The organism is Oerskovia enterophila, assembly GCF_044748475.1.
Taxonomy (GTDB): Bacteria; Actinomycetota; Actinomycetes; order Actinomycetales; family Cellulomonadaceae; genus Oerskovia; species Oerskovia enterophila.
Genome location: NZ_JBIVFZ010000004.1, coordinates 313,418 through 336,712, shown reverse-complemented (window position 1 = coordinate 336,712; position 23,295 = coordinate 313,418). Strand labels below are relative to the sequence as shown.

Below are 23,295 nucleotides of genomic sequence, written 5' to 3'. Positions count from 1 at the left end.
TCCGGGGCCTCTCGTCGTCTCACGGGCTCGGTGGCGCGCGGGACACGTGGACCGGACCGTCTCACCGGGTCGCCCGTGGGTGCACCGGGGGGACGGACGGGACATCATGACGGGGTGACAGCAGAAGCGACCGACGAGCCGGGCCTGGGGCCGAGCGAGCTCGTCCGACAGTCCGGCACGGTTCTGCGGGTCGGGCGCCTCGCGCTCTCCGCGGGGACCGGCAGCTACCGCGTGAAGTCCCACATGACGCGGGTGGGGCGCGCCCTGGGGCTGGACCGTACCGCTGCCCACGTGACGCTCACCGAGATCACCGCGACGTCCTACCGCGACCGGAACTTCCGCACCGAGGTCTCCGAGGTCCGTGCGGTCGGCATCAACTCGGACCGCCTGTCGGAGCTCGAGTCGTACGTCGGAGACCTGCCCGAGCACGTCACGGCCGCCGAGGTCGACGCGGAGCTCCAACGGATCGCCGCCAAGCCCTTGCTCTACGGTGCGTTCCTCAACGCCCTGTGGGCGGCGATCGCGTGTGCAGCGTTCGCGTTCCTCAACAACGGTGGCGTGATCGAGTGCGGCGCGGTGTTCGTCGGCGCGTTCCTGGGGCAGATGGTGCGCCGGGCCATGCTGCACAAGGGGATCAACCAGTTCGGCACGACCATGCTCGCGGCGACCGTGGCGGCGTCCGCGTACCTGCTGGTCGTCCTGGCCTTCGAGAACGTGCTGGGGCTCTCCGGCGGGCACGAGGCCGGCTACGTGTCCGCGGTCCTGTTCCTGGTGCCCGGGTTCGCGCTCGTGACGGCGGCCCTCGACCTGGCCAAGCTGGACTTCTCGGCCGGGATCGCACGCATGACCTACGCGCTGATGATCCTGGCGTCGGCGGCCCTCGCGGTGTGGGCCGTGTCCGCGATCGCGGGCCTCCAACCGGACCGGCTGCCGCCGCCCGCGCTCGACGACACCCTGTTCCTCGCGCTCCGGCTCCTGGCCAGCTTCGCGGGCGTCCTCGGCTTCGCGCTGATGTTCAACAGCCCCTGGAAGATGGCAGTGGGCGCGGCGTCGATCGGCATGGTCGCCAACGTGGGTCGTCTCCTGATGATCGACGCGGGCTTCGCGTCGCAGGCCGCCGCTGCGGCGACCGCGCTCGTCGTCGGCGTCCTCGCGGCCTACATCGCCCCGGCGATGAACGTTCCCCGCATCACGCTGTCCGTGCCCGCCGTGGTGATCATGGTGCCCGGAGTCACGGCGTACCGGGCGGTGTACCAGTTCAACAGCGGGGCCACGGTCGACGCGCTGGCCTCGACCGTGGAGGCCGGGCTCGTCATCATCGCGCTGTCGATCGGGCTCGCGGTCGCGCGCATGCTCACCGACAAGAACTGGACGTTCGAGCGGTAGGTGCCCGAGTCGGCCCGATTGCTTCACAGGTCTCTCACCCGGCTCGTTGCACCGAGTGCATCGATGCACTTAGCGTAGGAACATGTCCCTCGCCACCGGAGATCGTCGTGCTGCCCTCAAGGCGCGCCACCGGCGCGCGATCGTGGACGCAGCGGCCGCCCTGATCGGCGAGTCGGGCGGCACGGCCTTCTCGGTCGACGAGCTCGCGGCACGGGCGGACGTCTCGCGACGCACGGTCTTCAACCACTTCGCCTCGCTCGACGACGTCGTGACCGAGGTCTGCAGCGAGGTCGTCGGTGCGGCGCTCGGCCGCCTCGACGCGCTCTCGACGAGCGCGGACCCCGCCCACACGGACGCCGCGCTGCTCGACGAGGTCGCCGACGCCCTGCGGGCGACCGACTTCGTGACCCCGCTGACCTACCTGACGCGGGTGCTCGGGGACGAGGGCGGCCCCTCTCCCCGCCGCGCGTTGACCCTCATCAAGGTGTTCGCCGAGGTCAGCACGCGCCTCACGACAGGACTGGCCTCGAGCCACCCCGAGGCCGACCCGTTCGACGTCGAGCTGCTCGTCGGCTCGGTCATGAGCGGGCTCATCGTGATCTATCTCCACTGGGTCGAGGTCACGGGGGCGGTCGACGACGTCGACTCCCGCGAGACCTGGTCGGCCCTCCTCGAACGGCTCCTCGACGCGACACGGACCGGGCACGCCTCGGTCGCGTCGTCGCGCCGCACCCACTGACTCCTGTTCACCGCGTACTCGCGCGCAACCGAAGGACTCCCATGGCTGAATTCCTCTATCGCGTCGGCCGCTGGTCGGCTCGCCGAGCCCGGACGGTCGTCGTCTCGTGGCTCGCGATCCTCGTCGTGGCGGGCATCGCGTTCGCGCTCGGCGCCGGCACGCTCGCGACCACGTTCTCGATCCCCGGCACCCCGACGGCCGAGGTCACCGACCGCCTCCAGAGCGACTTCCCCGACGCCTCGGGCGGTACGGGCACCGTCGTGGTCCAGACCGAGGACGGCGAGCCCTTCACGGCCGAGCAGGAAGAGGCCGTCGCCGGGCTGGTCGCCGAGGCCGCTGCGGTCGACGGCGTCACCACGGTCATGGACCCGTTCCAGACCGAGGCGGACCGTGCGGCGCAGGCGCAGCAGGTCGAGTCGGGCCGTACCCAGATCGAGGACGGCCGGGCGCAGCTCGACGCCGGGCAGGCGCAGCTCGACGCGGGGCGTGAGCAGCTCGAGGCGGGCCAGGCCCAGCTCGACGCCGCGCGCGCCCAGGCCGAGGCTGCGGGCATGCTCGCGCAGGTCCAGCCGGAGCTCGACGCCCAGCAGTCCGCTCTCGACGAGGGGCTCGCGGCGCTCGACACGCAGCAGACGACGCTCGACGACGGCCGCGCGACGCTCGAGGAGCAGGAGGCCCAGCTCGAGCAGGGGGCCACGCTCCTCGACATGGCCTCGGAGATCCGCATGGTCTCGGAGGACGGCAGCGCGGCGATCGTCATGGTCTCGTTCACCGACCCGCAGATGGAGATCCCGCAGGAGACCAAGGACGCGCTCGTCGACGTCTTCGCGGACGCTCCCGAGGGGCTGCAGATCGACCTCTCGTCCGACATGACCATGGGCGCGCCGAGCATCATCGGCGCCGGCGAGATCGTGGGCCTCCTGGTCGCCGCGGTCGTCCTGGTCATCATGCTGGGCACGCTCATCGGTGCGGGCCTGCCGATCCTCACGGCCCTCATCGGCGTGGGCATCGGCGCGCTGGGGGCGCTGTCCCTGTCCGGCGTCGTCGAGATGGCGTCCGTGACCCCCGTGCTCGGGCTCATGCTGGGCCTGGCCGTCGGCATCGACTACTCGCTCTTCATCGTCAACCGGCACCGCCGCCAGCTCAAGGCGGGCGACGAGCTGCACGAGTCGATCGCGCTCGCGAACGGGACCTCGGGCAACGCCGTGGTGTTCGCGGGGACCACGGTGCTCGTGGCGCTGCTGGCCCTCAACGTCACGGGCATCCCGTTCCTGGGGCTCATGGGCACGGTCGGCGCGCTGTGCATCGCGATCGCGGTGCTCATCGCGGTCACGCTCACGCCTGCCCTGCTGGGGCTCGTGGGCCTGCGCATCCTCAGCAAGAAGGAGCGCGCTCAGCTCGAGGCCGGCGCGGGGACCGGGGGAGCGGCTGTCGCAGGCCCCGCCGCAGCCTCTGCGACCCCCGTCCGTCCCATGTCGACCGGGTGGGCCGTCGTGCGCGTCGTCGTCGGCGTCGCAGGGCTCCTGCTCGTCGCGCTGCCGGCGCTCGACCTCCGGGTGAACCTGCCCGACGGCTCGACCGAGCCGCACGACTCGTCGCAGTACCAGGCGTACGCGACCCTGGCCGAGAAGTTCGGCGAGGGCCAGAACGGGACGTTGCTCGTGGTGGCCGACCTGCCGGCCGTCGAGGCAGGGTCCGAGACCGAGGCCGACTCGATGACGGCCCAGGTGGAGATCGCCCAGGTGCTGTTCGACCAGGAGGACGTCGTGGCGGTCGCGCCGATCGGCACGTCCGAGGACGGCACGGTCGCGGCGTTCCAGGTGGTGCCTCGCGAGGGCCCCACGAGCGAGTCGACCGAGGAGCTCGTGCACACGCTGCGCGACCTGTCTCCCATCGACGGGACGTACGAGATCGGGGTGGCCGGCTCGGCGAGCGGCAACGTCGACATCTCGGAGAAGCTCGAGTCCGCGCTGCCGGTCTACCTCGCGGTCGTGGTCGGCCTGTCGCTCATCATCCTGGTGCTGGTGTTCCGGTCGATCTTCGTGCCGGTCATCGCGACGTTGGGCTTCATCCTGTCGTACTTCGCGGCGCTCGGTGGGGTCGTCGCGATCTACCAGTGGGGCTGGCTGAGCGGTGTGTTCGGCGTCGAGAGCCCGGGCCCGATCCTGAACTTCCTGCCGACCATCCTCGTCGGCATCCTGTTCGGGCTCGCGATGGACTACATGCTCTTCCTCGGCTCGGGCATGCGTGAGGCGTACGCCCACGGTGCGCCCGCGCGGATCGCGGTCGTGCAGGGTGTCCGGGCCGGACGCTCGGTCGTGACCGCGGCGGCGATCATCATGATCGCGGTGTTCGGCGGGTTCATCTTCTCGCACAGCGCGATGATCCGGCCGATCGGGTTCGCGCTCGCGTTCGGCGTGCTCGTGGACGCGTTCGTCGTGCGGATGATGCTCGTGCCCGCGCTCATGCACCTCGCGGGCGACAAGGCGTGGTGGCTGCCGCGCTGGCTCGACAAGATCCTGCCCGACGTCGACGTCGAGGGGGCCTCGCTCGAGCGGCGCCACCCGCACGCGCACCCAGCGGCGGAGGACCCGGCCGAGGGCGCTGTCGACCCCGCCGAGGGCGCCGAGCGGGACGGTGACGTCGAGAAGGACGAGGTGCCCGCGCGGGGCTGACGCCTCGCGACCTGGGCACCGGAGCCGCTCTCCTCGTGACGAGGAGGGCGGCTCCGCTCGTTCCGGGACTCCGGGCAGCGCTGTTCGGACGGGCGGCCGGGACGTGCTCGGAGGGGCCTCGGTGGCCGCGTTTTGCTCCGCGGTGCCGGGAGAAGGTAGCCTTGCGACGCTCGGTGCCTAGCATCCGAGCAAGGAGACGTCGCATAGCCAGGTCTAGTGCGCCACCCTGCTAAGGTGGTAACGGGGCAACCCGTTCGAGGGTTCGAATCCCTCCGTCTCCGCTCAGGAAGGTCCCGGCTGCGTCAGGCCCGGGGCCTTTTCTGTCGCCCGTGACTCGACCGGGCGCCCATCGCGCAGAGGCCCACCACTGCGGCCCGCGCGCCCACCCGCCCCGCTCGTGCGGAACGCCCGACGACGGAGCGCACGCCCCGCCGTCGGGCACCCGCAGGCGCAGCTCGGCTCAGGCCGCCATCGCCGAGCGGACCACGAACCGCGACGCGGCCGCGCCGGCCAGGACGAGCGCCGACGCCCCTGCGACGCACAGCAGGAACTGCAGCACGACGTCCACGTTCGCGAACGCGTTGAGGCCCACGATCGGCGCCATGAACATCAGGGCGCCCGTCGTGGCCACGCCCACGCTCGCGACGAGCGGGATGACCGTCTCGCGCAGCCGCGCCTTGTCGAGGGTCTTGAGGTCGGTGCCCGCGAGGGTCAGCGTGCGGTACTCGCCACGCTGGTCGATCACGCGGCCCGCCTGCATGACGCCGGTCGAGACCGCGGCGAGCACGCCCGCGATCGCGAGCGTCAGGAAGCCGCCGGTCGTGAGGTCGGTGAGGAACTGGACCTCGCCCGGGTCGGCTCCCATGCCCGGGTCGAACAGCGCGAAGATGCTCGTCATGCCGGCGATGAACGTCGCGAGGGCGACGCCGCCGACCGAGCGCCACGCGGTCTTGGGCGAGTCGACGATGCGGCGGCCCGCGAGGAGCGTGGGGACGGTCCGAGCGCGGTGCGCGGTGATCCGACCGACGACCCAGATGACGAACGGTCCGACGACGTTGAGCGTCGCGAACCCCGCGACGAGCACGAGCACCAGGACCGTGATCGCCACGGCCGCGCTCCCGAGCGACACGTTGGTCACGACGATCATGGCGAGGAACGCGACGCCCGTGCTGACCAGGCGCACGGCCTTGAGGCCCGGAGGGGTCACGCGTGCGGCGACGCCGAGCGGCGTGATGGCGACGCGGCGCAGCGACACGGCCGCCGAGACCAGCGCGACGAGCACGACCCCGACGACCGCGATCAGCATCGCCGGGACCCCCACCCAGAGCTCGGACAGCGCGAACGTCCGGCCCTGGAAGCGGAGCTGGGCCACGAGGGGCAGCAGGGCCGCGTAGCCGACCAGGCCCGCGAGGGCCCCCACGAGGGCCTGCGCGGCCGCGTCGAGGACCGTGAGGGTCGCGACCTGCCCCGTGGTCGCTCCCGCGAGGCGCAGCGACGCGAGGCGCGCGTCGCGGCGGGCGACCGCGAGGCGGGCGGCGGCGCCTCCCAGCGTGACGAGCGGGATGAGGAGCAGGAGCGCGGCGATGGCCGCGAAGAGCGGGTACTGGGTGTCGTAGGACGTCACGTCGGCCTCGACCCCCCGGGTCATGCCGTCGAGGCCGCCCGCGCGCCCCAGGAAGGCGCCCACGCCCCCGACGACGACGAGCAGGATCGCGGTCGTCGTCGCGAACGCGATGATCGCCAGCACGTTGGTCAGGCCCTGGGGGTCGCGGCTGTCGGAGCTGCGGCGGCGCAGGAGCCACCACAGGTCGAGCGTGGCCTTCATCGCGTCGCCCCGTGGCTCTGGCCGGGCTGCGTAGCGGACGGGGCCCCGTTCGCGGGGTGAGCGGCCATGGCTGCCTGCGTGGCGGCGTCGGGCACGGGCGTCTGCGGAGGTGCTTGCTGCGCGGGGACTCCTGCGAAGAACTCGCCCGACACGAGCCCGTCGCGCATGGTGACCGTGCGCGAGCAGTAGCGGGCCACGCCCGCGTCGTGGGTCACGACCACGAGGGCAGCGCCGGACGCCTGGACCGCCCCTGTGAGGACCGAGAGGACCTCGGCGCCCGTGGCCTGGTCCAGCGCACCGGTCGGCTCGTCGGCAAAGACGACGCCGGGCGACCCGACGAGGGCGCGCGCGATCGCGACGCGCTGCACCTGCCCGCCCGAGAGCTCGCCCGGGCGGCGCTGCTCCATGCCGGCCAGACCCAGGTGCGCGAGCCAGCGCGCGGCGACCTGCGTGGCCTCGGCCCGCGGCGTGCCGGCGAGCATGAGGGGCAGGGCCGCGTTCTCGACAGCGGGGAGCTCGGGCAGGAGCTGGCCCGACTGGAAGACGAAGCCGAAGTCCTGGCGGCGCAGGGCCGTGCGGCGGCCCTCGCTGAGCGTCGTGAGGTCCTCGCCCCGCCAGGACACCGCGCCCGACGTGGGCTTGATGATGCCCGCGAGGCAGTGCAGCAGGGTCGTCTTGCCCGAGCCCGAGGGGCCCATGATGGCCACGGACTCGCCGGGCGAGACCGTGAGGGAGACGCCCGCGAGGGCGTGCGTGGCGGTGTGGTCGGTGCCGTAGACCTTCGTCAGCCCGGAGGCGACGAGGGGCGAGCCGGTCGAGGGGGCGGGGCCGAGGTTCGTCATGCTCCCATCCTTCGGCGGGGACGAGGGGCGCCGCGTCCGGCCACGGTGGGGACCTGCCCGACGGCGTGTCATGCCCTGGGGGGACCGGCCGCCGTTCTCGCGGCGTACGGGCCGCGGGCGGGTGCTGGACGGTGGCTCCCGTGGTGGCCGCCTGCACCGGCGGCCACCACGGCCCGCGGCTCAGACGATCGGGTTGGTCAGCGTCCCGATGCCCTCGATCGAGATCGCGGAGGTCTGGCCCGGGACGACGTGCGCCGACGTGCTGGGCGACCCCGTGAGGACCACGTCGCCCGGCCCGAGGGTCAGGTGCGAGGTCAGGTAGACGAGCTGCTCGACGACGTCCCACGCGAGACCCGACGTCGACGCCTTGGCCTCGGTGGCGCCGTCGACCTGGACGTCGATCGCGAGGTCTGCGACGTCTGCCACGGCGAGGTCGGTCTCGATCCAGGGGCCGAGCGGCGTGAAGCCGTCGCCGTTCTTGGACTGCGTGAACTTGTCGTCGAGCGCGCTCTGCTCGTACGCCGTGACGTCGTTGCCGACGGTCCAGCCGAGGATCGCGCCCGGGACCTGCTCGGGCGTGAGGTGGCGGGCCGTGCGGGCGATGACGATCGCGAGCTCGCCCTCGACCACAACCTTGCCCGCGGCGGGGTCCAGCCGGACGGGCTCACCCGGGCCGACCACGGTGCGCGCCGACTTGGTGAACGCCTGCGGCGGGACGAGGCGGTCTGCGGGACCGCTGTTGTGGGCCATGCCGAGCACGACGCGCGGTTCGCACGGGGCAAGGAGGCGAGCGCCGTCGACGGGATGGGTCTCGCCCGTGCGCTCGAGGTCGGGGGCGTGGTGGTCGACGACCACGGCCCAGACGTCGCCGTCCTGGACGACGGGACGCGGGCCGGTAGGGGTGGCGATCCGAGCGAGTCTCACGGTGGTCTCCTCCGTCTGCGGTGTCGGCGCGGTCGTGCCGGCTGACCGTGAGACTACAGGAGGTATGACGTCCGATGTGCTGACGGAGCGTCCGTATCGCGAGGGGGCTCGAGGGCGGTGATCCCGTGCTCGAGCGCCTCGTCGGAAGGTGTCGTGCGTCACGAAGAGGCTGGTCAGGCCGTATCGGTTTGAGTATCCAGCGAAAACCGTTGTAGTCTTCTCGACGGCTGCTCAAGAGAAATCACGAACAGCCGGGCGCCCGTAGCTCAACGGATAGAGCATCTGACTACGGATCAGAAGGTTGGGGGTTCGAATCCCTCCGGGCGCACGCACCTGACCAGCGGCTCCACTCGACAGAGTGGGGCCGTTCGTCGTTGTGACAGCAGTAGATGACAGCAACGGGGCTGACGTCGACGCATCAGACATCGGTGCCGATCCCCTCCACTTCCGCCCTTGATGCCCAGGTGCCGCTGATCTGGTTGAGGTGCCCCGACAGGTCCTCCCAGATTTCGGTGGGCATCGAACCGAAGAGGTTGGCGAGCGCGTCCTCCGTCTCATGCTCCTCGACGACCCAGATGTACCCGCCTTCAGCCGTGACGTACGAGAGTCCGGCATCGTCTGGGGACAAGTAGTTCTCGTGAAAGAGCTCCAACATGCGCTCGACGGCCGCCACGACTGCGGGTGTCGGCCCCTCCACCCAGACGTAGTCGTGCTTGGGGTGTCGATAGAGGGGGACGCCGAGTTCGACCCCCTCCAGGTAGACGGGTTCTGCACCGTCGAGGAGAACGAGAGTCGCGACATCCTTCAGGTCGAAGTACATGTCGCGCGGGACCCGCCACTCGCGCTCCCAACGCCAGTCGCGGTACTTCGCTCCGGTACTGCCAGAGCGAACTACCGTCTCAACGAACGGCGTCAACGCCCAGATGGGGTTGTCCCACTCCTTGCGCTGCGCAACCTCCTCCATGATCGCCTCCATGGCTGCGTGAGGGGCGCTGTCGTGATCCAGGTACCAGATCGGTTGGCCACCGTTCTTGAGGACGAAGTCCTTTGGGAAGGCGATGCCGTACGACTTGCCGCGCTTCGCTAGCCGATCGAGCTCTGCCAGGGGCATCTCGGTGAGGCAGATCGCGTGATGCCCCCCGGCGACTTCTCCGTGCTTCCTACCAAGCCCACATCGACTGCGAGCTTCCAGACACCCAGATGTGATGATGCTCGCCAGGTCTTCGGGGCTTCTCGTCATGTGAACCAAGAAGTTGCTGAGGTCCCTTGCGTCACGGTGCTGTGCCGTGCCGAACAGTTGGTCCACCATCGTCGTGAGCACCATTCCTTCAATCTTGTGGGTCTAGCAGCGCATCCATGCGTGCCGCCGAGTCCGTGTGCATAGCCGGCATGACGTGAGCGTAGATGTTCATGGTGACAGTGATGCTCGAGTGCCCGAGCTGGTCCATGATCACGCGCTGTGGAACGCCTTGGGAGAGCAGCAGCGTCGCGCAGGTGTGCCGCAGATCGTGGACCCTGATGCGGCGCAGGTCCGCTGTCGTGAGCACACGGTCGAGGGCATGGTTCACGTCGCGCGGTTCGATGAGCGCCCCCTTGGCCGATGTGAAGACGGGCCGTGAACGCGCCCACCGGTGACCAAACGCCCTGGCCTTCTCCTCCTCGAGCTCGCGATGCGCTACAAGGGCCTTGGCGGCCATCGACGGGATCTGGAGTGCCCGGATCGACGAGCGGGTCTTCGGAGGGGCCGTCACGAGCTCCGTGCCGATGCGCTGGAGCGACCTCCGGATCATGAGGCTTCCGCCCGCCAGGTCGACGTCATGCCACTGGAGCCCGAGCAGCTCGCCCTTGCGGAGACCCATGGTGATCGCGACGATCCAGAGCGCCTCCCAGGGATCGCCGCGCACAGCCTGGAGAAAGGACCGCGCCTCATCCGAGTCGAACGGGTTGATCGACGACTCCCGTTCGATCCGGACAGACATGCTCCCCGCGACGTTGGCCGGTACGAGCCGTTCCCGGACGGCGTGCTGGAGGGCCACACGCAGCGTCGCATGCATCTGCCGGACAGTTCGAGGAGCGAAGCCCTCCTTCCGCTTGGCGGCGATCAGTGCCCGCACGTCGTCGGAGGACAGCGTGCCGATCCGCTTGTCGCCGATCACCGGGACGATGTGCCGGTTGACGAACAGCCGGTAGTTTACGAGCGTCTTGGCGCTGACCTTCTCGGCAGCTACGGCATCGAGCCAGTGCGCGAGGTAGTCACGGAGCGGCATTCCCCGGTCGTAGGCCGGGATGCCCTGTGCCGACTGCTCCTGGAGAGTGCGGAGCTTCGCGGCGACCTCACGTCGGGTCTTGCCGTACACGGTCCGACGACGCCGAGCACCGTCACGCGTGATGACGTACGCGGCCCCGGCATAGCGACCGTCCTGACGGGCGTAGATACTGCCCTCGCCGTTGGCGTTGCGACTCACGCGGTCACCGGCGCAAGAGACTGCTCAGCGACGAACCGGCGGAGCTCATCGACTGGAATCAACCGCGAGCGGCCGATCTTGATGCTGTGGAGCTGGTTGGTGCGCAGCAGGTCGTAGATGCGTGACTTGGAGACCCGCAGCGCTTCCGCGGCCTCCTCGGGCGTCGCGCAGAGCCTCTCGATCGGTGTGATGGTCATGCTTGGTCGTTCCTTCCGTGCGTCGTTGGCGGTCGGAAGGCGACGCCCTGATGCGCCAGTGTCCGAGCCGCTCGGCGCCATTCAAGGGCGCCTTCGGCGTCACTACGTGATCGGGCTCCGCCCGACCCTGGAGCGGCACCGAGCGGCTCTGGGGGCGCAGGTATCAGGACGACGCCGGGGTGTGACGTCGGTGTGCGCGGGTGACCTGCCACTCCCGCGCGGCTGCCGCTGCCTCGGCGGCCAGATCTGCGTCAGCCGTGGTGAGCCAGCCGCTACCGGCATAGACGAAGCTGTTGAGGGTGACGGTCGTCGACTCGTCGAGCTCATCCTCGTGCGAGAGCTCGGCGACAGGGCCGGTCGTCTGGAGGCTCTGTCGACGCTGGAAACGGCGGCGGGCTTCCCTGAGTCGGCCCATGGTCGTGGAGAACCGGCGCGACTTGCTGCCGACGTGACCACGGAACCCGAGCGCCCGGCTCCACTTCGCGAGGAGCAGGTAAGGCGATTCAAGGCCCTGGGAGACGCAGGCGCGCTGGGCCAGTCCTCGAGCGCAGTCGCGGATCAGGCCGAAGTGCCGCGATCGACCATCCGGCTCGGCGTCGGCAGCAGCCTTGGTCACGTACTTCGCGAGATACCCGGCCACCATGCGCGGGCTGATCTCGCCACCGTGCTCGAGCGCAGAATGTCGCACCGGGCGGGCATCGACCTGAACTCCGAACCGCAGCGCTCGAACGGAGTCGTGATCGTCGACGCCAGGCGCGATCACACGAACTGAGCGCGCAGCATCGGGAACCAGTGAAGCGAGGCCTGCCGCGGTGAGCGGGATCGGGGAAGCGGGGAAGGCGTCCTCGTCTGTTGCTGCACCGTCGAGCCGGATGAGTGCGTGGAAGTGGATCGCACCCCGGCGCTGGTACTCGGCGACCTTGGCGTACTGGAGACGAACGATCTTGCGCGCCGCATTCTCGGAGAGACCGAGGTGCTTGGCGAGGGTCCGGGACAGCGAGATGGTGAACCGGCGCCAGAGCTCGCTCGCGTGCCACTGCCACACGACGTGGCCCGCGTAGTCATAGCACTTGCCGCAGAGCGGTGAACCGACCTCGGCGTCGTCGATCGAGTGCACGCGCGTGCACGAGACGACCGTGCCGTGCTCGCAGAACCGTGAGCGCGAGCGCGGATGGCAGGCTGCCGAAGCCGAGCCGGGCTTCTTGGCTGCGTGGACTGCGCCGAACGAGGGGGCCGTGAGGGTCACGAAGACCAGCGGGTGGGAGGCGATCGATTCGGGGACTCCTTTGTCCCCACCGGCGACCCCGGCCGTCACGAGGTGCCAGTAGTCGCCCTGGTACTCACGAGAGCACGAGGGGCATTCTGACGACCTACGGTTCCCACACCGGACATACATGACGCCGTCCGGAAGGTCTTGGGTGTGCATCGAGCCGACGAGCTCGCCGGTCGACGTGTTGAACCGGTCCGCACTGCCGATGAGGCGGATCGGCCGGGCGCAGAACCCCGTGGAGGCAACCTGAGCCGCCCACTCGTCGAAGCGTCGCGAGACGATCCGTCGAGCCATCACCTCGGAGCCCTGCGCCCTGCCGTTCACGCCGCGCTCTCCTGCGTCTGACGCGACCGACGGCGTGGCGCGGAAGCGTCCGTTGCTGGCTGCTTCACGACGACCGGGATCTGTACCGGTGCAGCAAAGAGCGCCGCTGTGTACCGGATCGTCTCGTCGTCCACGCGCCATGCCCGGACACGGACGGGAGTGCCGCCCTCCGGCGGGACGACGAACGCGACACCAGGCGACGTCGCCGGGATGGTGTGGCACGCAGCCCCCGAAGCGACCGCCCCGTCACCGAGCACCATTGCTGTCTCCTCGCGGTCACGCAGCCGAAGCCCGACCGTCTGCGTGAAGAGTCCACGCATTCCCAGCACCTCCTTACGGGGGTCTTGGAGGCACGCCACGACCGAGACACCGAGCGCCCTGCCCTGCGAGCACAGCAGCGCGAGTGCGTCGTTCGCACGCCTCTTGAGGTCCCGGTCGTTCAGGTATGCCGTGAGCGCCGCGACCTCGTCTATGAGGACGACGACGAACGGATCAGCCGCGCTCGGCGTGTGCTGACGAGTCACCCCGGCCAGCCGAGCCGCACGTTTGCGCATCCTCTGGACCGCCTCCTCGAGCAAAGCCACCGCTTCCTCCGGTTCGGTGGCGTAGCAGGTGAAGAGCGGACGCCCCATCGAGAGCTCCATGCCCCCCTTGAGATCAACACCCCAGAGCTGCACCACGCCTGAGTGCACAGCCGGCGCAAGGCCGAGCGAGACGCCCCAGACCAGCGACGCCTTCCCGGATCCGGAGCAGCCGGCCACGAGGGTGTGCGTGCCGGCCAACCTGAGACGCCACTGCACGCCGTCCTCGGCGATGCCCATGGTGATCTCCCCGATCTCGGGCTCCGCAGTGAGCTGCGGACGAGGTCGAGGGACGACGTGTGCGAGCGTGTCGCTGAACGACAGGGTGACCACGCACTCGCCGTTCGAGATGACGTGGACCCGCGTTGCCCCGAAGGTCTGGCGGAACCGCTCGGCCGCCTGGAGGTAGTCCTCGACGGTCTGCCCGACGAGTAGCCGAGGCCGGAGTGTCAGGAGGCCGTCACGCCACCGAACACGCAGGGCAGGGACGACGAGCACCGGTTCACCATTCCGCCCCTTCCCGCGACGAGTGAGCCCCGAAACACCGGCAAGGGCCGGCCACGTGGCCTGGACATTGCGACGGACACGACGACGCCACAGCGGACCAGAGACCCATCGCCAGTGCGACTGCGGCGCGAAACGCAGCCAAGCCGCGAGACCGCCGAACCATGCGCCGACTAAGACGTACGGGGCCGTAGAACCACCGATCGCCGCGACTGCAGGCACGACGATCGTGAGGATCAGCCACCATCGCCAGGACAACGAGTACCGCCAAGCGAACTCACGCGCCGCCCAGCGCACCTCCAGCCAGATGCCTCGGAACACCACTGTCACCATCGCGCTCACGCAGCCTGGGTGACCTTGGCGGACTTCGGCGCACGCATCGCCGTCGCTCGGAACGAGTAGGCGAGCCGGGGTCGAGACCCGTTCGTGTCGACGTACGGCGTCACCGTGAGGTTCTCGAACTCCACCGGACGCAACGGCAGGCCGGGGAGCTCGGCAGGCGGCACGGGCTGGTGGTCCGCCAGGATCTTCACGGTCACCTCGCCGGAGCCCTTGCGGCCCGCGGGGTCGGTGTCCAGGACACGCACGTTCCACACCCGCTGGCCCGTCTCTTTGTCGCGCCGCTGCGGGTCAACGACGCCGCTCTTACGGATGTCGTAGTCCTCGTCCGGCATGACCTCACCGATCACGAACGCTCCGGACGGGAACACGTCGGTCATCTCCACCCTGATGCGGGTCTGCACAGCCATGGTTCGCTCCTCTGCTTGAGCCCTCGTCGACGACGAATAGGGGAGGCTCTAATCAGATCGAAGCAGTCCGAAGCGTTGCTGTCAATAGAGGAGGCTCTAATAAGTCACGACTCTTGGCGTGGTCCCCGGTAGGCTCGTCGGCACGAGGAGGTGTAGATCATGGCGGCGCAGTACGAGGAGATCGCAACCAAGCTCCGGGCGGCGATCGAGCGAGGCGAGTACCCAGCAGGGTCTACGCTCCCCAAGCAGGAGGTAATCGCCCAGCAGGAGGGCGTGAGCATCAAGACCGTGCGCGCGGCGGTCAATTTGCTCGCGCGTGACGGAGTGGTGACGCCGGTTCGCCGCCGCGGGACCGTCGTTCGGGAGACGCCGCGTCGGATTGGCCTCGGGGCGCTAACAGGGACGACCCGCGCTAGAGCCCACGCTGTGGAACTTCCGCTTAAGGAGGTCGGCTCGATCGGGGCGCTTACCTTCGGGTCGGCAGTGGAGGAACGGCTAGCGCGCAAGCTCGCAGAAAGTCTGCTTGAAGTCCGCCCGGTGGCGGGAGCCACGCGCGAAGTTGCGGAAGGACTCGGAGTGGAGATCGGCACGAAGGTGCGGTCGCGCAGATTCCTGATCAGCGACGAGCCTCCTGCCGTCACCAGGAGCATCACGACCTACGTTCCCGCAGCGATCGACGATGCGCTCGGTGCGCCGCCAGCCTGCCTTGACGACCAGGGGATGTTCATGGAGAGCCTCACCGCCTACGCCAACCTTGGCGTCGTCGTCGGTGAGTTGCGGGAACGCCTCATCAGCCGGCTTCCGACGCCAGAGGAGCGAGAGCTCATGGCCCTGCCGGAAGGGGAGTCCGTCATGGAGGTCCACCGCTCGGCGACGACCGGTTCAGGCGAGCCTTTGGAGTACTCCGTGTGGATCTGCCGAGGTTCGTACTTCGAGTGGGAGTACAAGTTCGAGCCTAGCGAGCAGAACGGCGCAACAGCCCGCCTCGGCTAGGAGACCGGGGCGCCGGGTGGTGGAATCTGTGGTCCTACGCGGGAGCCTGCCACCGACTGCTCGCTGTGCTCATCCCTCGTGCAAACTGAAGTGCCAGTTCGGGGTCGCGGAGATCAACGGCCGGACCGAGGTACAGAGTGTGCACGTCCTGAAGACCGCGCCAGCGAGACTCGGATGCAGCAACTTGCACGTCCACGGACGTCACGCCCTGCGCCTGCCGAACAGCCAACGTGTATGCAGCAGCGACGGGAGAGTGCTCGAAGAAGTACCAGTCGGACGTACCGGCTCGAACGGCCCATCCATGTTGCACCACGCGGCCTTCGCTGTGGACCTTCGCCGGGAGCACAGATGTCGCCGGAAGAACAATGACCTTCGAGAAATAACCAGTCACACCAGCACCATTAACCTCAAGCCGCATCTGCGTCATCCTTCTAAGCTGGATCGGGTGTGCGTTCTCAGAGATGTTCCAAGAACATGCCAGGGGAGATACTGCGGCCTAGGGCGCATCTAGCTAGCAGCGAGGCTAACGAGGACGAGGAGGCCGCCTTCGCGAAGTGAATTCACGGAATCTAAGAACGGTTCGGAAATAGCCCGTACCGACCAATCGTCAGGTTCTTGGAGAACTCGATGACCGTGGTGTCTGACATCACGTCGATCGTCGGTGCCATGTTCTCCAATACCAGTGACTGCCCGGGAAAAGTGCGATCCAAATACCGATAGAAGCGTTCCCCGACCTCCGGTGAAAGGCCCTCGGCGTCGCGGCCTTCATCCGCAGCTCGGTACGTAACTAGTGGTGAGTCAAGGACTATGAATCCAGGATGGGCGGTGCCAGCCTCGAAGCAGTACTCTGCCAGGGCCACCGTGAACGCAGCGTGCAGGAGAGCTCGCACACCTTTACCATGTGTCTTACGTGGTTGGTCACCGGTGAAGATCTCAAGTGTAGTGCGATCGAAACGCACATCTTGAGCTTCTGGATATCCCCATGCGTCCAAAATGCGAACCAAATGATGGGACAATCTGTCGGCCACTGCCGGAGAAATCTCGCGAAACTGCAGTTCGCCCGGATCGCCTGGATCTTCCGCAACGATGAGACTCTCAAGCCTCTCAATTTGCTCATGGATTGAGATCTCGCGTGCGATCTCGGCCCGGGATTCTGCCAGCGCGGCCAGTTCACCACGGCTGGGTGTGAGCTGACTGTCAAGCGTGCCAAATTCGTCATGGGAGGAAGTCAATCGCGCCGCCTCATGGCCCCAAGAATCTTCGAGACCCGAGATTTCGTTCGCTAGCGCGTCCTTCGCATCGCTTAGGTCCCTGAGTAGCGCGCTAGTTTCAGTGCGTTCTGCCACCACTGCGAGAGACATGTCCGGAACGGCCACCTCGGATCCATCGCGATGTTGGTGCTCGACGGATGCCCCACAGAATGGGCATGAACCAGGCGTGAGGTAGTTTAGGAGTGAACCAAATTCCTCGACTAGCGCAAGACGCTCCAAGTCCGAACGGTACTGGTCTTCCAGTAGTTCAAATCGAAACTCCAGACCCTTTAGCTCGCCAAGTTTGGCATCAATATTGCGCATCGAGGACTCGATCGTTTGTATAATTCCCAGAACTCGATCACGTTCCATGAAGCCGACCTGCATGTCCTGGGTTATGACATCGAGGCGTAGGTCTATGATTTCCGCTCGCTCTGAAAGTTCAGCGAACGGGGTCGTCGCTGATTCACGCAGCGAGTAGATTGCGGCCTCGATTCCAGATGTCTTCGCAGCGCCTATCGCAGCGGCCGTTCGGTCCACCGCAGAAGACTCCAGTCGAGAGTCATCTTGTCCGTCAAGCAAGTAACGAAGCGCGGAAGTCTCTGCGGTTCGAGACGTTGGAATTCCCGACAGGGCTGGCGCCTCGTCATCTTGGATCTTTGTTTCGTCGATTATTGAAAAGTGTGCCAGTGTCCTAATGGTGAACTTCTGGGTCTCCCCAAGTGCGTTCTTTCGTAGCATCACTCCGTTGATGCCAAGTTCGGAAAGGAGGAATGTGGAGTACGACTTTTTTGCGTTGTGACCTGCAGCGAACGTTTCGGATACGTCCGATCGAGGACCTCCATCGGTCGTTATGAAGAACTTCCCTCCAACCGTCGACCGTTGGATCTTGAGACTACGACCCTCAGTAGCCGTGAAGGCAATATGAACGTCGTCATAGGCCGAGCTTTCGGGGATCTGCTTTAGGCGAGATCCACCTAGCATGAAGCCGATCGAATCCGCGATAAATGATTTACCCGTGTCGGAGGGGCCGTGCACCACATTTAACCGTGGTCCGAACTGCAGACGAACTTCCTGGGCTGATGGTCCGGTGAATGAGAGGCTCTCGATCCACATCCGATTCATCCTGAGGTCTCCTCGGTGCCTGGTGTTTCAAACTCGTGCTGCCATTCGGAGGTGATACCACGTAGCACCTCACGCAATTGGTCGCGTGTGAGCCCTACTAGATTTCCCGCGATCCATTCAGAACGTTCTCGCAGCCGGACCCCTTGATCCGACTGGATGAGTTCGACGAAGGCGCCAGCAGATTCGCTCGCAGAGTACGCGATACCCGCATCTGTGGCTGTTGCGTCTATAAGGCCATGACGGATAAGTAGTGCGATGGCGGTCTGAAGTGTGGGCCGCCTGACCGCAAGCTCCCCCTGCTTTCCAGGAGTTGCAGGGTGGAGGCTCGGTGGGCCGCCAAGTTCCTCACTGTGGACAAGTGCGTAGTCTAGGAGAGCAAGGCTATTAAAGGTCACTCCTTGTGGCCATGCCGCGTCGAGTATGTAGAGGATGCGATTGGCGAGCTCGAAGGGGCCATTGAGGACCGTTGGTGTCATTCGGCCATCACCCAGTGGATCCTGTTCTGATTGGCCAAGTGGTGACAGATGCCGTTTCGATCGGCGTTTGTCACTCGGGTTGCTAGGAGATGGTTTTGGAGTGGTAGCAAGAGCGCCACTTTCTGGACTCCGTGAAGTCTCTCATACCCGCTCTGATTTGGTTGGTGGACCGTCTCGATGACCCCGTCGTGGACGTCGTCGAGTAATCTCTCAAAGTTGCCATCCGGTGTGTTGTCCCGCGCGTACATTCGAAGGGATTCTGCGCTGTAAAAGGAGATGCGTTGCCTTGCTAGGTGTTGCGTATCCCTTGGCCCGAGAGATGTTGGGATGGCTTCGGCGCCGTTTGCTTTCGCAGACTCGCCGTAGATATCCATGAGCCGCTGAATGTAAGTGGCTTCTTCGGGTTGCACTTCGTCGGGCGCGGGTTCCGGTTGTTGCCGAGGCGCGAGTGCTGTCCCAAATCTATAGGCATGGTATCGACTCGTGGAATGTGTGGTCAAGAGTTCATCCCGATTCAAGCAATCGAAAATCGCGAAATCTGCGGTTTCGGCAAATTGGCCTACTTGGTCGATTTCATCGCTCGGCGGCGGAGCGGATCGCTTGGGGAGACCTTCGAGGTGTTTGATGAATTCTTGACGAAGTTCGGTTGGAGAGCTCAGGAGGCGATCGAGGCTCTTACCGCAGTTCTGGGGCGCAATGAAACGGTATCTTCTAGGTAAGGTATATGACCCGTCGAGGACGTGTCTAAATAGCTTATAGATCTCCGGAAATGCGACAGCTTGTGTAATTGGCTTATTGTAGTGCTTTGCCTGGAAGCAATCCCACTCGCCTTCCCATCCGGATTCGGTCAGGAATCCGGCGATATCTACACCGCGGTCGTTCGAACCGCCAAGGCGTTTTACCGCAGCGTAGTCAAGCACGGTTGCCCACTCTCGAATCAGTTCTTCCCATTCGTCTGGGCTGTAAAAGTGTACGAGCTTGGCGGGAGTGGGCATTGGGCCGGAGAAAGCTGAGCCTGTGGTCGGCACTGGTGCGGGCGCTGGCAGTGCACTCACCGACGTCCTGCTCTCGGACATTGCGAATCTCCGTTCTCCGATGTGCCGAGGGTCACACTGCTGGCCTGATGGTACAGGTGACTCGTGAGGAGTTTCTCTACTCGTTCAAGGCAGCGGCTCCGCCGCTGCGGGCGCGCCTGACGCCGGCTGCGCCCGCGTGTCCTCGCTTCGCTGCGGGCCGCGGTACTCGCCAACGCCAGACACGCCAGAGGGGCAACCACTCTGTGATGGAGTGTCTGCCCCTAGGACATCGTCGCGCTACGTGAGTTCAGCCTGCGCGATCAGGGGGACGCCGGCTTCTCTCAGCATCGACACATCGACCCGCCACTCGATCGCACTTCGACGACGCCAGACCTCGAACGCTCGATCGATGTGCTCGAGGAGTCGGAGCTCGTCCCACCCGTTGAGGGCGATCATTCTCTCCTGGGCGGCCTCGACGTCGCCCTCGAGTTCGTTGTGACCGTAGTGGGTCGCCGCGTGACACCCGTCGCACAGGCACATCAGGCGCCTGAGCGTTTGGCTGCGGGTGGTCTCGTCGAAGTCCCACCGCTCGTGCGCTGCGTGGTACTGGCGGTTCGCGGGGTCGGCGATAGCCCCACACACCTCGCAGGTCATGTCTGCCCGTTCCCGGACAGCGAGGCTCACTCGCTTCCACGTCTCGGAGCGCATCGCGGATCGAGCGTAGCTGTACCAGCTCGATCGAGGGATGAGGTCGATGTAGAGACCGTTGCCGAAAGTGCGGTCTTCGCCGGGGATTGGGTCGGGCAGGGGCCAGGGCTTGCGACGGGCCATCGTGGTTCTTCGCCTTGGGTTGTGACAGCAGCAGTGACAGCAACGTAGGGAAGAGTGGTGGGGATCGACCGGCCCGGCAGGGGGAGTGGATGACAGGTATCCACAGGGATCCGGTGGTTTGCGCACAACTACGGATCAGAAGGTTGGGGGTTCGAATCCCTCCGGGCGCACAGAACACGAAGGCCAGGAACCGCAAGGTTCCTGGCCTTCGTGCTTTTCGCTGGTCTCTCGGTCAGCCGCAGTCCAGCGCCGGGTGGCCGGCCGTGACCTCGCTCTCGGTGCCCCCCGCCCCGCCCGTCGTGACCGTCACGGTCCCGGCGTCGATCGTCGAGGCACGGGTCGCGAAGGACTGGTGCGCGCTGGCCCCGGGGGCGACCGCGCTGAACGACTTCTTGCCGGCCGCGGTCACGACCTGGAGGTCGACCGCCACGTCACCGACGTTGACCGCACGGACGCTGATCACCACCCTGCCGGCGACGCAGCGCGTGGTCGCGTCGACCTCGACCGTCGCGGGGGTCGGCGAGACCACGTCCCAGAGCGCACCGACCGCGGCCCGGTCGAGGGCACCGGTGTAGACCCGCAGGTCGTCGACGTCGACGGCCGCCGCGTCGCTCGCACCCGGCCACCCCGGGGCGTTCATGAGCCGTCCGAGCTGGGCCAGCCCGAGCGTCGCGGTACCCGGGACGGTCGAGACCTGCGCACCGTCCGCGTAGACCGTGATGGTCGCGCCGTCCGAGACCAGCGTCAGGTGCACCCACTCGTCGAGCGGGGTGGCGTACTCGGACCGATGGTCGGCGACGCCGAGCTGCGTGAACCCGACCTTGGCCGTGGCCTTGTACTGCTCGAGCTTGATCGCGGTGCGCACCCCGGACGAGGTGTCCGAGAGCAGGGCGGAGCTGCTCCTGGCGCCCGTGCGACGGACCCAGGACGCGACCGTCCACGGTCCGCTCACGGGAGCGGCGCTGAGTGCCACCCCGTCGTCCACGCCGTCGAGGCTGACCGCACCGCCCAGCTGGCCGGGGGTCCAGGTGCCGCCGTCCACCGCGGCCCGCACACCGGTCACGACGTCCAGGGCCGACTGTCCGCTCGTCTCGTCGAAGGCCCAGTGGTGGACCAGCTCGGGCTCCACGGGGACGACGGGCTCCCACTCGACGTCGGGCGCGCGGAACCACTCGTACCCCAGGGCGTCCCAGCGGTCGTCGTGCTGCGTGAGGCGGGAGAGGAACTCGGTGTAGTCCTTGTCCTGCGCCGGTGACCAGGCGATCTCGGCGATCGCGGGCATGCGCGGGAAGATCATGTGGTCGGTGTACTGCTCGACCGGGATGAACTGGGAGTGGCTCGTGGGCAGGCTCGTGCTCCCGCGGTAGGCCCGGTCGGCCCACAGCGAGGCCTCGACCCCCGCGACCTGCTCCTCGGTCACGACCTTGACCGTGCCGTCGGTGCTCGAGAGCTCCGTCACGGGGTCCCAGTCGTAGGCGCGTCGCAGGTTGACGAGGCCGGCCCACGAGAGGCCGTAGGCCGTCGAGGAGCTGTACTTCATGTCGGTGTAGGACCGGTCGGCCGGCGACACGACGACGCGCGCCCCGGCCGCCAGGGCCGCGCGGACCTCACGGATGTCCGCGCTCTCGGCGCCCACGCCGATCTTGGGACGGTTGACGCGCCCCTCGGCCCAGTACTGGACCAGGCTGCCTGCGGGCAGGGTCGCCCCCTGTGCCCACTGGTGCCATCCGACGATCGTCTTGCCGTGCTCGGTCGCGATCTCGTTGGCCATGGCCGTGTACGCCTCGTACCAGCCCGCCGGCGGGTTGGGGACCTCGTCGCCGCCGAGGTGGATGTACTGGCCGGGGTTCTGCGCGGCGACCGAGGAGATGACCTTCTCGAGGTAGTCGCGGATGTTCGCCGAGTTGGCCTCGGTCGCGCAGACCATCGGCAGGTTCACGTCGAACCCGTAGTACGGCGCGGTCGGCACCCCGTCGCACGTGAGGCCCGGGACGGACGCCTGTGCCGCGAGGGTGTGTCCCGGGCCGTCGATCTCGGGGACGACCTCGATGTAGCGCGAGGCCGCGTACTCGACGATCTCCGCGTAGTCCGCAGGGGTGTAGAACCACGGATCGCCCGTGTTGCTGCCCGGGGCCCAGCCGCTCTGCGTCGAGGCACCGATCTCCGTCAGGGCGGGGAGCCCGTCGATCGCGATGCGCCAGCCCTGGTCGTCCGTGAGGTGCAGGTGCAGGGTGTTGAGCTTGTAGAGCGCGATCTGGTCGATGTAGCGCTTGACCGCGTCGACGGGGTAGAAGCGGCGGGCGACGTCGAGCATCGCGCTGCGGTACTCGAACCGGGGCTCGTCCTCGATGGTGACTGCGGGGACGACCCAGTCCGCGTCCTGCACCTGGGTCGCCTCGACCGCTGCGGGGAGGAGCTGACGGAGCGACTGCACACCGTGGAAGAGCCCGGCCGCCGTAGGTGCGTCGATCGCGACGGCCCCCTCGGAGACGGTGAGGTCGTAGCCCTCGGGGTCCGTCGAGGCGGCGTCGGTCAGGGTGAGCGTGATCGCGCCGGTCGCGGCTGACGCGTCGGAGACCGGCAACGAGAACCCCGTGGACGGTCGGAGCAGGTCGGCGAGGTACTCGCCGACCGGCGCGGCGTCGTCGGGAGCGACGATCACGCTCGTCGGGCCGAGCCGGAACCCGGACCCGGGCCCTCGCTCGAGGCTCACGGGCCTCGGGACGAGCGCGAGGGGTGCCTCGTCCTCGGAGGCGGCGGCGGGGGCGGCGGACGACCAGGCGGTCGTCGCCACGGCAGGACAGATCAGGGCAAGGGTCACGGCGACGGCTGCGACGCCGCGACCACGGTGCGGGATTCTCACGGGCACTCCTCATTGAGCGGTCGGGAACCCTTCGAGCCTCAGCCATCCCGACCAGTATGTCAATATCTGACGGATTACCAGTTCAAACAAGCATGAAAGTGCACCAAGCCTGCTGAGGGTACGGCAGAGCGCCCCGCCCCCGGGGAGTCGGGGGCGGGGCTGAGGACGAGATCGGCGTCGCTGTCCGACAGAAGAACGACGCTGACCTCGACCTCGGGTGGGGCCTCGCGCGCCTCAGGAGTGGAAGACGCGCGCGGCCT

At 67.5% G+C, this 23,295-nt stretch carries 18 protein-coding genes and 2 tRNA genes; 6 read left to right on the top strand and 14 right to left on the bottom strand.

Annotation, left to right across the window (positions count from 1 at the left end):
- Positions 1-114: 114 nt before the first annotated feature.
- From ACIPWA_RS14480 to ACIPWA_RS14465, 4 genes are all read left to right on the top strand, one after another.
- The gene (locus ACIPWA_RS14480) at positions 115-1,386 is read left to right on the top strand and encodes a threonine/serine exporter family protein (protein ID WP_082609033.1); all 1,272 of its coding nucleotides are present in this window, start codon (positions 115-117) and stop codon (positions 1,384-1,386) included.
- A gap of 82 nt (positions 1,387-1,468) precedes the next feature.
- Positions 1,469-2,125, top strand: coding sequence for a TetR/AcrR family transcriptional regulator (locus tag ACIPWA_RS14475; protein ID WP_400291197.1), 657 nt, complete (start codon positions 1,469-1,471; stop codon positions 2,123-2,125).
- A 41-nt stretch (positions 2,126-2,166) separates the two neighbouring features.
- A complete protein-coding gene (locus tag ACIPWA_RS14470) occupies positions 2,167-4,800 on the top strand; it encodes an MMPL family transporter (RefSeq protein ID WP_400291196.1) in 2,634 nt (877 codons plus the stop codon).
- 192 nt (positions 4,801-4,992) lie between these two features.
- A tRNA-Ser gene (locus ACIPWA_RS14465) sits at positions 4,993-5,081 on the top strand.
- Between the two features lie 179 nt (positions 5,082-5,260).
- Here the strand turns inward: ACIPWA_RS14465 and ACIPWA_RS14460 are convergent.
- The 3 genes from ACIPWA_RS14460 to ACIPWA_RS14450 form a co-directional block, all read right to left on the bottom strand.
- Positions 5,261-6,625, bottom strand: coding sequence for a hypothetical protein (locus ACIPWA_RS14460; protein WP_400291195.1), 1,365 nt, complete (start codon positions 6,623-6,625; stop codon positions 5,261-5,263).
- The gene (locus ACIPWA_RS14455) at positions 6,622-7,467 is read right to left on the bottom strand and encodes an ABC transporter ATP-binding protein (protein ID WP_400291194.1); all 846 of its coding nucleotides are present in this window, start codon (positions 7,465-7,467) and stop codon (positions 6,622-6,624) included. The genes ACIPWA_RS14460 and ACIPWA_RS14455 overlap by 4 nt, the downstream gene beginning before the upstream one ends.
- 180 nt (positions 7,468-7,647) lie before the next feature.
- Positions 7,648-8,391, bottom strand: coding sequence for a fumarylacetoacetate hydrolase family protein (locus tag ACIPWA_RS14450; protein ID WP_400291192.1), 744 nt, complete (start codon positions 8,389-8,391; stop codon positions 7,648-7,650).
- Positions 8,392-8,646: 255 nt separating this feature from the next.
- Between ACIPWA_RS14450 and ACIPWA_RS14445 the strand changes: the two genes are divergently transcribed.
- Positions 8,647-8,719, top strand: a tRNA-Arg gene (locus ACIPWA_RS14445).
- 90 nt (positions 8,720-8,809) lie between these two features.
- Here the strand turns inward: ACIPWA_RS14445 and ACIPWA_RS14440 are convergent.
- The 6 genes from ACIPWA_RS14440 to ACIPWA_RS14415 all read right to left on the bottom strand — a co-directional run bounded on the left by ACIPWA_RS14440 (position 8,810) and on the right by ACIPWA_RS14415 (position 14,481).
- The gene (locus ACIPWA_RS14440) at positions 8,810-9,715 is read right to left on the bottom strand and encodes a hypothetical protein (protein ID WP_400291190.1); all 906 of its coding nucleotides are present in this window, start codon (positions 9,713-9,715) and stop codon (positions 8,810-8,812) included.
- A 4-nt stretch (positions 9,716-9,719) separates the two neighbouring features.
- Positions 9,720-10,748, bottom strand: coding sequence for a tyrosine-type recombinase/integrase (locus ACIPWA_RS14435; protein ID WP_400291188.1), 1,029 nt, complete (start codon positions 10,746-10,748; stop codon positions 9,720-9,722).
- A 104-nt stretch (positions 10,749-10,852) separates the two neighbouring features.
- Positions 10,853-11,053 carry a helix-turn-helix domain-containing protein gene (locus tag ACIPWA_RS14430; RefSeq protein ID WP_400291187.1) on the bottom strand — a complete coding sequence of 67 codons (201 nt, stop codon included), beginning with the start codon at positions 11,051-11,053 and terminating at the stop codon, positions 10,853-10,855.
- A gap of 163 nt (positions 11,054-11,216) precedes the next feature.
- Entirely contained in the window at positions 11,217-12,617 is a 1,401-nt protein-coding gene (locus tag ACIPWA_RS14425; protein WP_400291615.1) for a replication initiator, read from the bottom strand.
- Between the two features lie 26 nt (positions 12,618-12,643).
- Positions 12,644-13,726 (bottom strand): FtsK/SpoIIIE domain-containing protein, encoded by a 1,083-nt coding sequence (locus ACIPWA_RS14420; RefSeq protein ID WP_400291185.1) that lies wholly within the window; start codon positions 13,724-13,726, stop codon positions 12,644-12,646.
- A gap of 344 nt (positions 13,727-14,070) precedes the next feature.
- Entirely contained in the window at positions 14,071-14,481 is a 411-nt protein-coding gene (locus tag ACIPWA_RS14415) for a plasmid replication, integration and excision activator (protein ID WP_400291183.1), read from the bottom strand.
- Positions 14,482-14,640: 159 nt separating this feature from the next.
- Between ACIPWA_RS14415 and ACIPWA_RS14410 the strand changes: the two genes are divergently transcribed.
- Positions 14,641-15,474 carry a GntR family transcriptional regulator gene (locus tag ACIPWA_RS14410; RefSeq protein WP_400291181.1) on the top strand — a complete coding sequence of 278 codons (834 nt, stop codon included), beginning with the start codon at positions 14,641-14,643 and terminating at the stop codon, positions 15,472-15,474.
- A gap of 569 nt (positions 15,475-16,043) precedes the next feature.
- Here the strand turns inward: ACIPWA_RS14410 and ACIPWA_RS14405 are convergent.
- From ACIPWA_RS14405 to ACIPWA_RS14385, 5 genes are all read right to left on the bottom strand, one after another.
- Positions 16,044-17,840: an AAA family ATPase gene (locus tag ACIPWA_RS14405; RefSeq protein WP_400291179.1), complete on the bottom strand. Its 1,797-nt coding sequence runs from the start codon at positions 17,838-17,840 to the stop codon at positions 16,044-16,046.
- A gap of 5 nt (positions 17,841-17,845) precedes the next feature.
- Complete coding sequence (locus tag ACIPWA_RS14400; protein ID WP_400291177.1) at positions 17,846-18,325, bottom strand: ABC-three component system middle component 2; 480 nt, start codon at positions 18,323-18,325, stop codon at positions 17,846-17,848.
- A complete protein-coding gene (locus ACIPWA_RS14395) occupies positions 18,322-19,245 on the bottom strand; it encodes an ABC-three component system protein (RefSeq protein WP_400291175.1) in 924 nt (307 codons plus the stop codon). Before ACIPWA_RS14395 ends, ACIPWA_RS14400 begins: the two co-directional genes overlap by 4 nt.
- 393 nt (positions 19,246-19,638) lie before the next feature.
- On the bottom strand, positions 19,639-20,172 hold the full coding sequence (locus ACIPWA_RS14390) for a hypothetical protein (protein ID WP_400291173.1): 534 nt from the start codon (positions 20,170-20,172) through the stop codon (positions 19,639-19,641).
- 232 nt (positions 20,173-20,404) lie between these two features.
- The gene (locus tag ACIPWA_RS14385; RefSeq protein WP_400291171.1) at positions 20,405-23,035 is read right to left on the bottom strand and encodes a family 20 glycosylhydrolase; all 2,631 of its coding nucleotides are present in this window, start codon (positions 23,033-23,035) and stop codon (positions 20,405-20,407) included.
- Between the last annotated feature and the right edge of the window lie 260 nt (positions 23,036-23,295).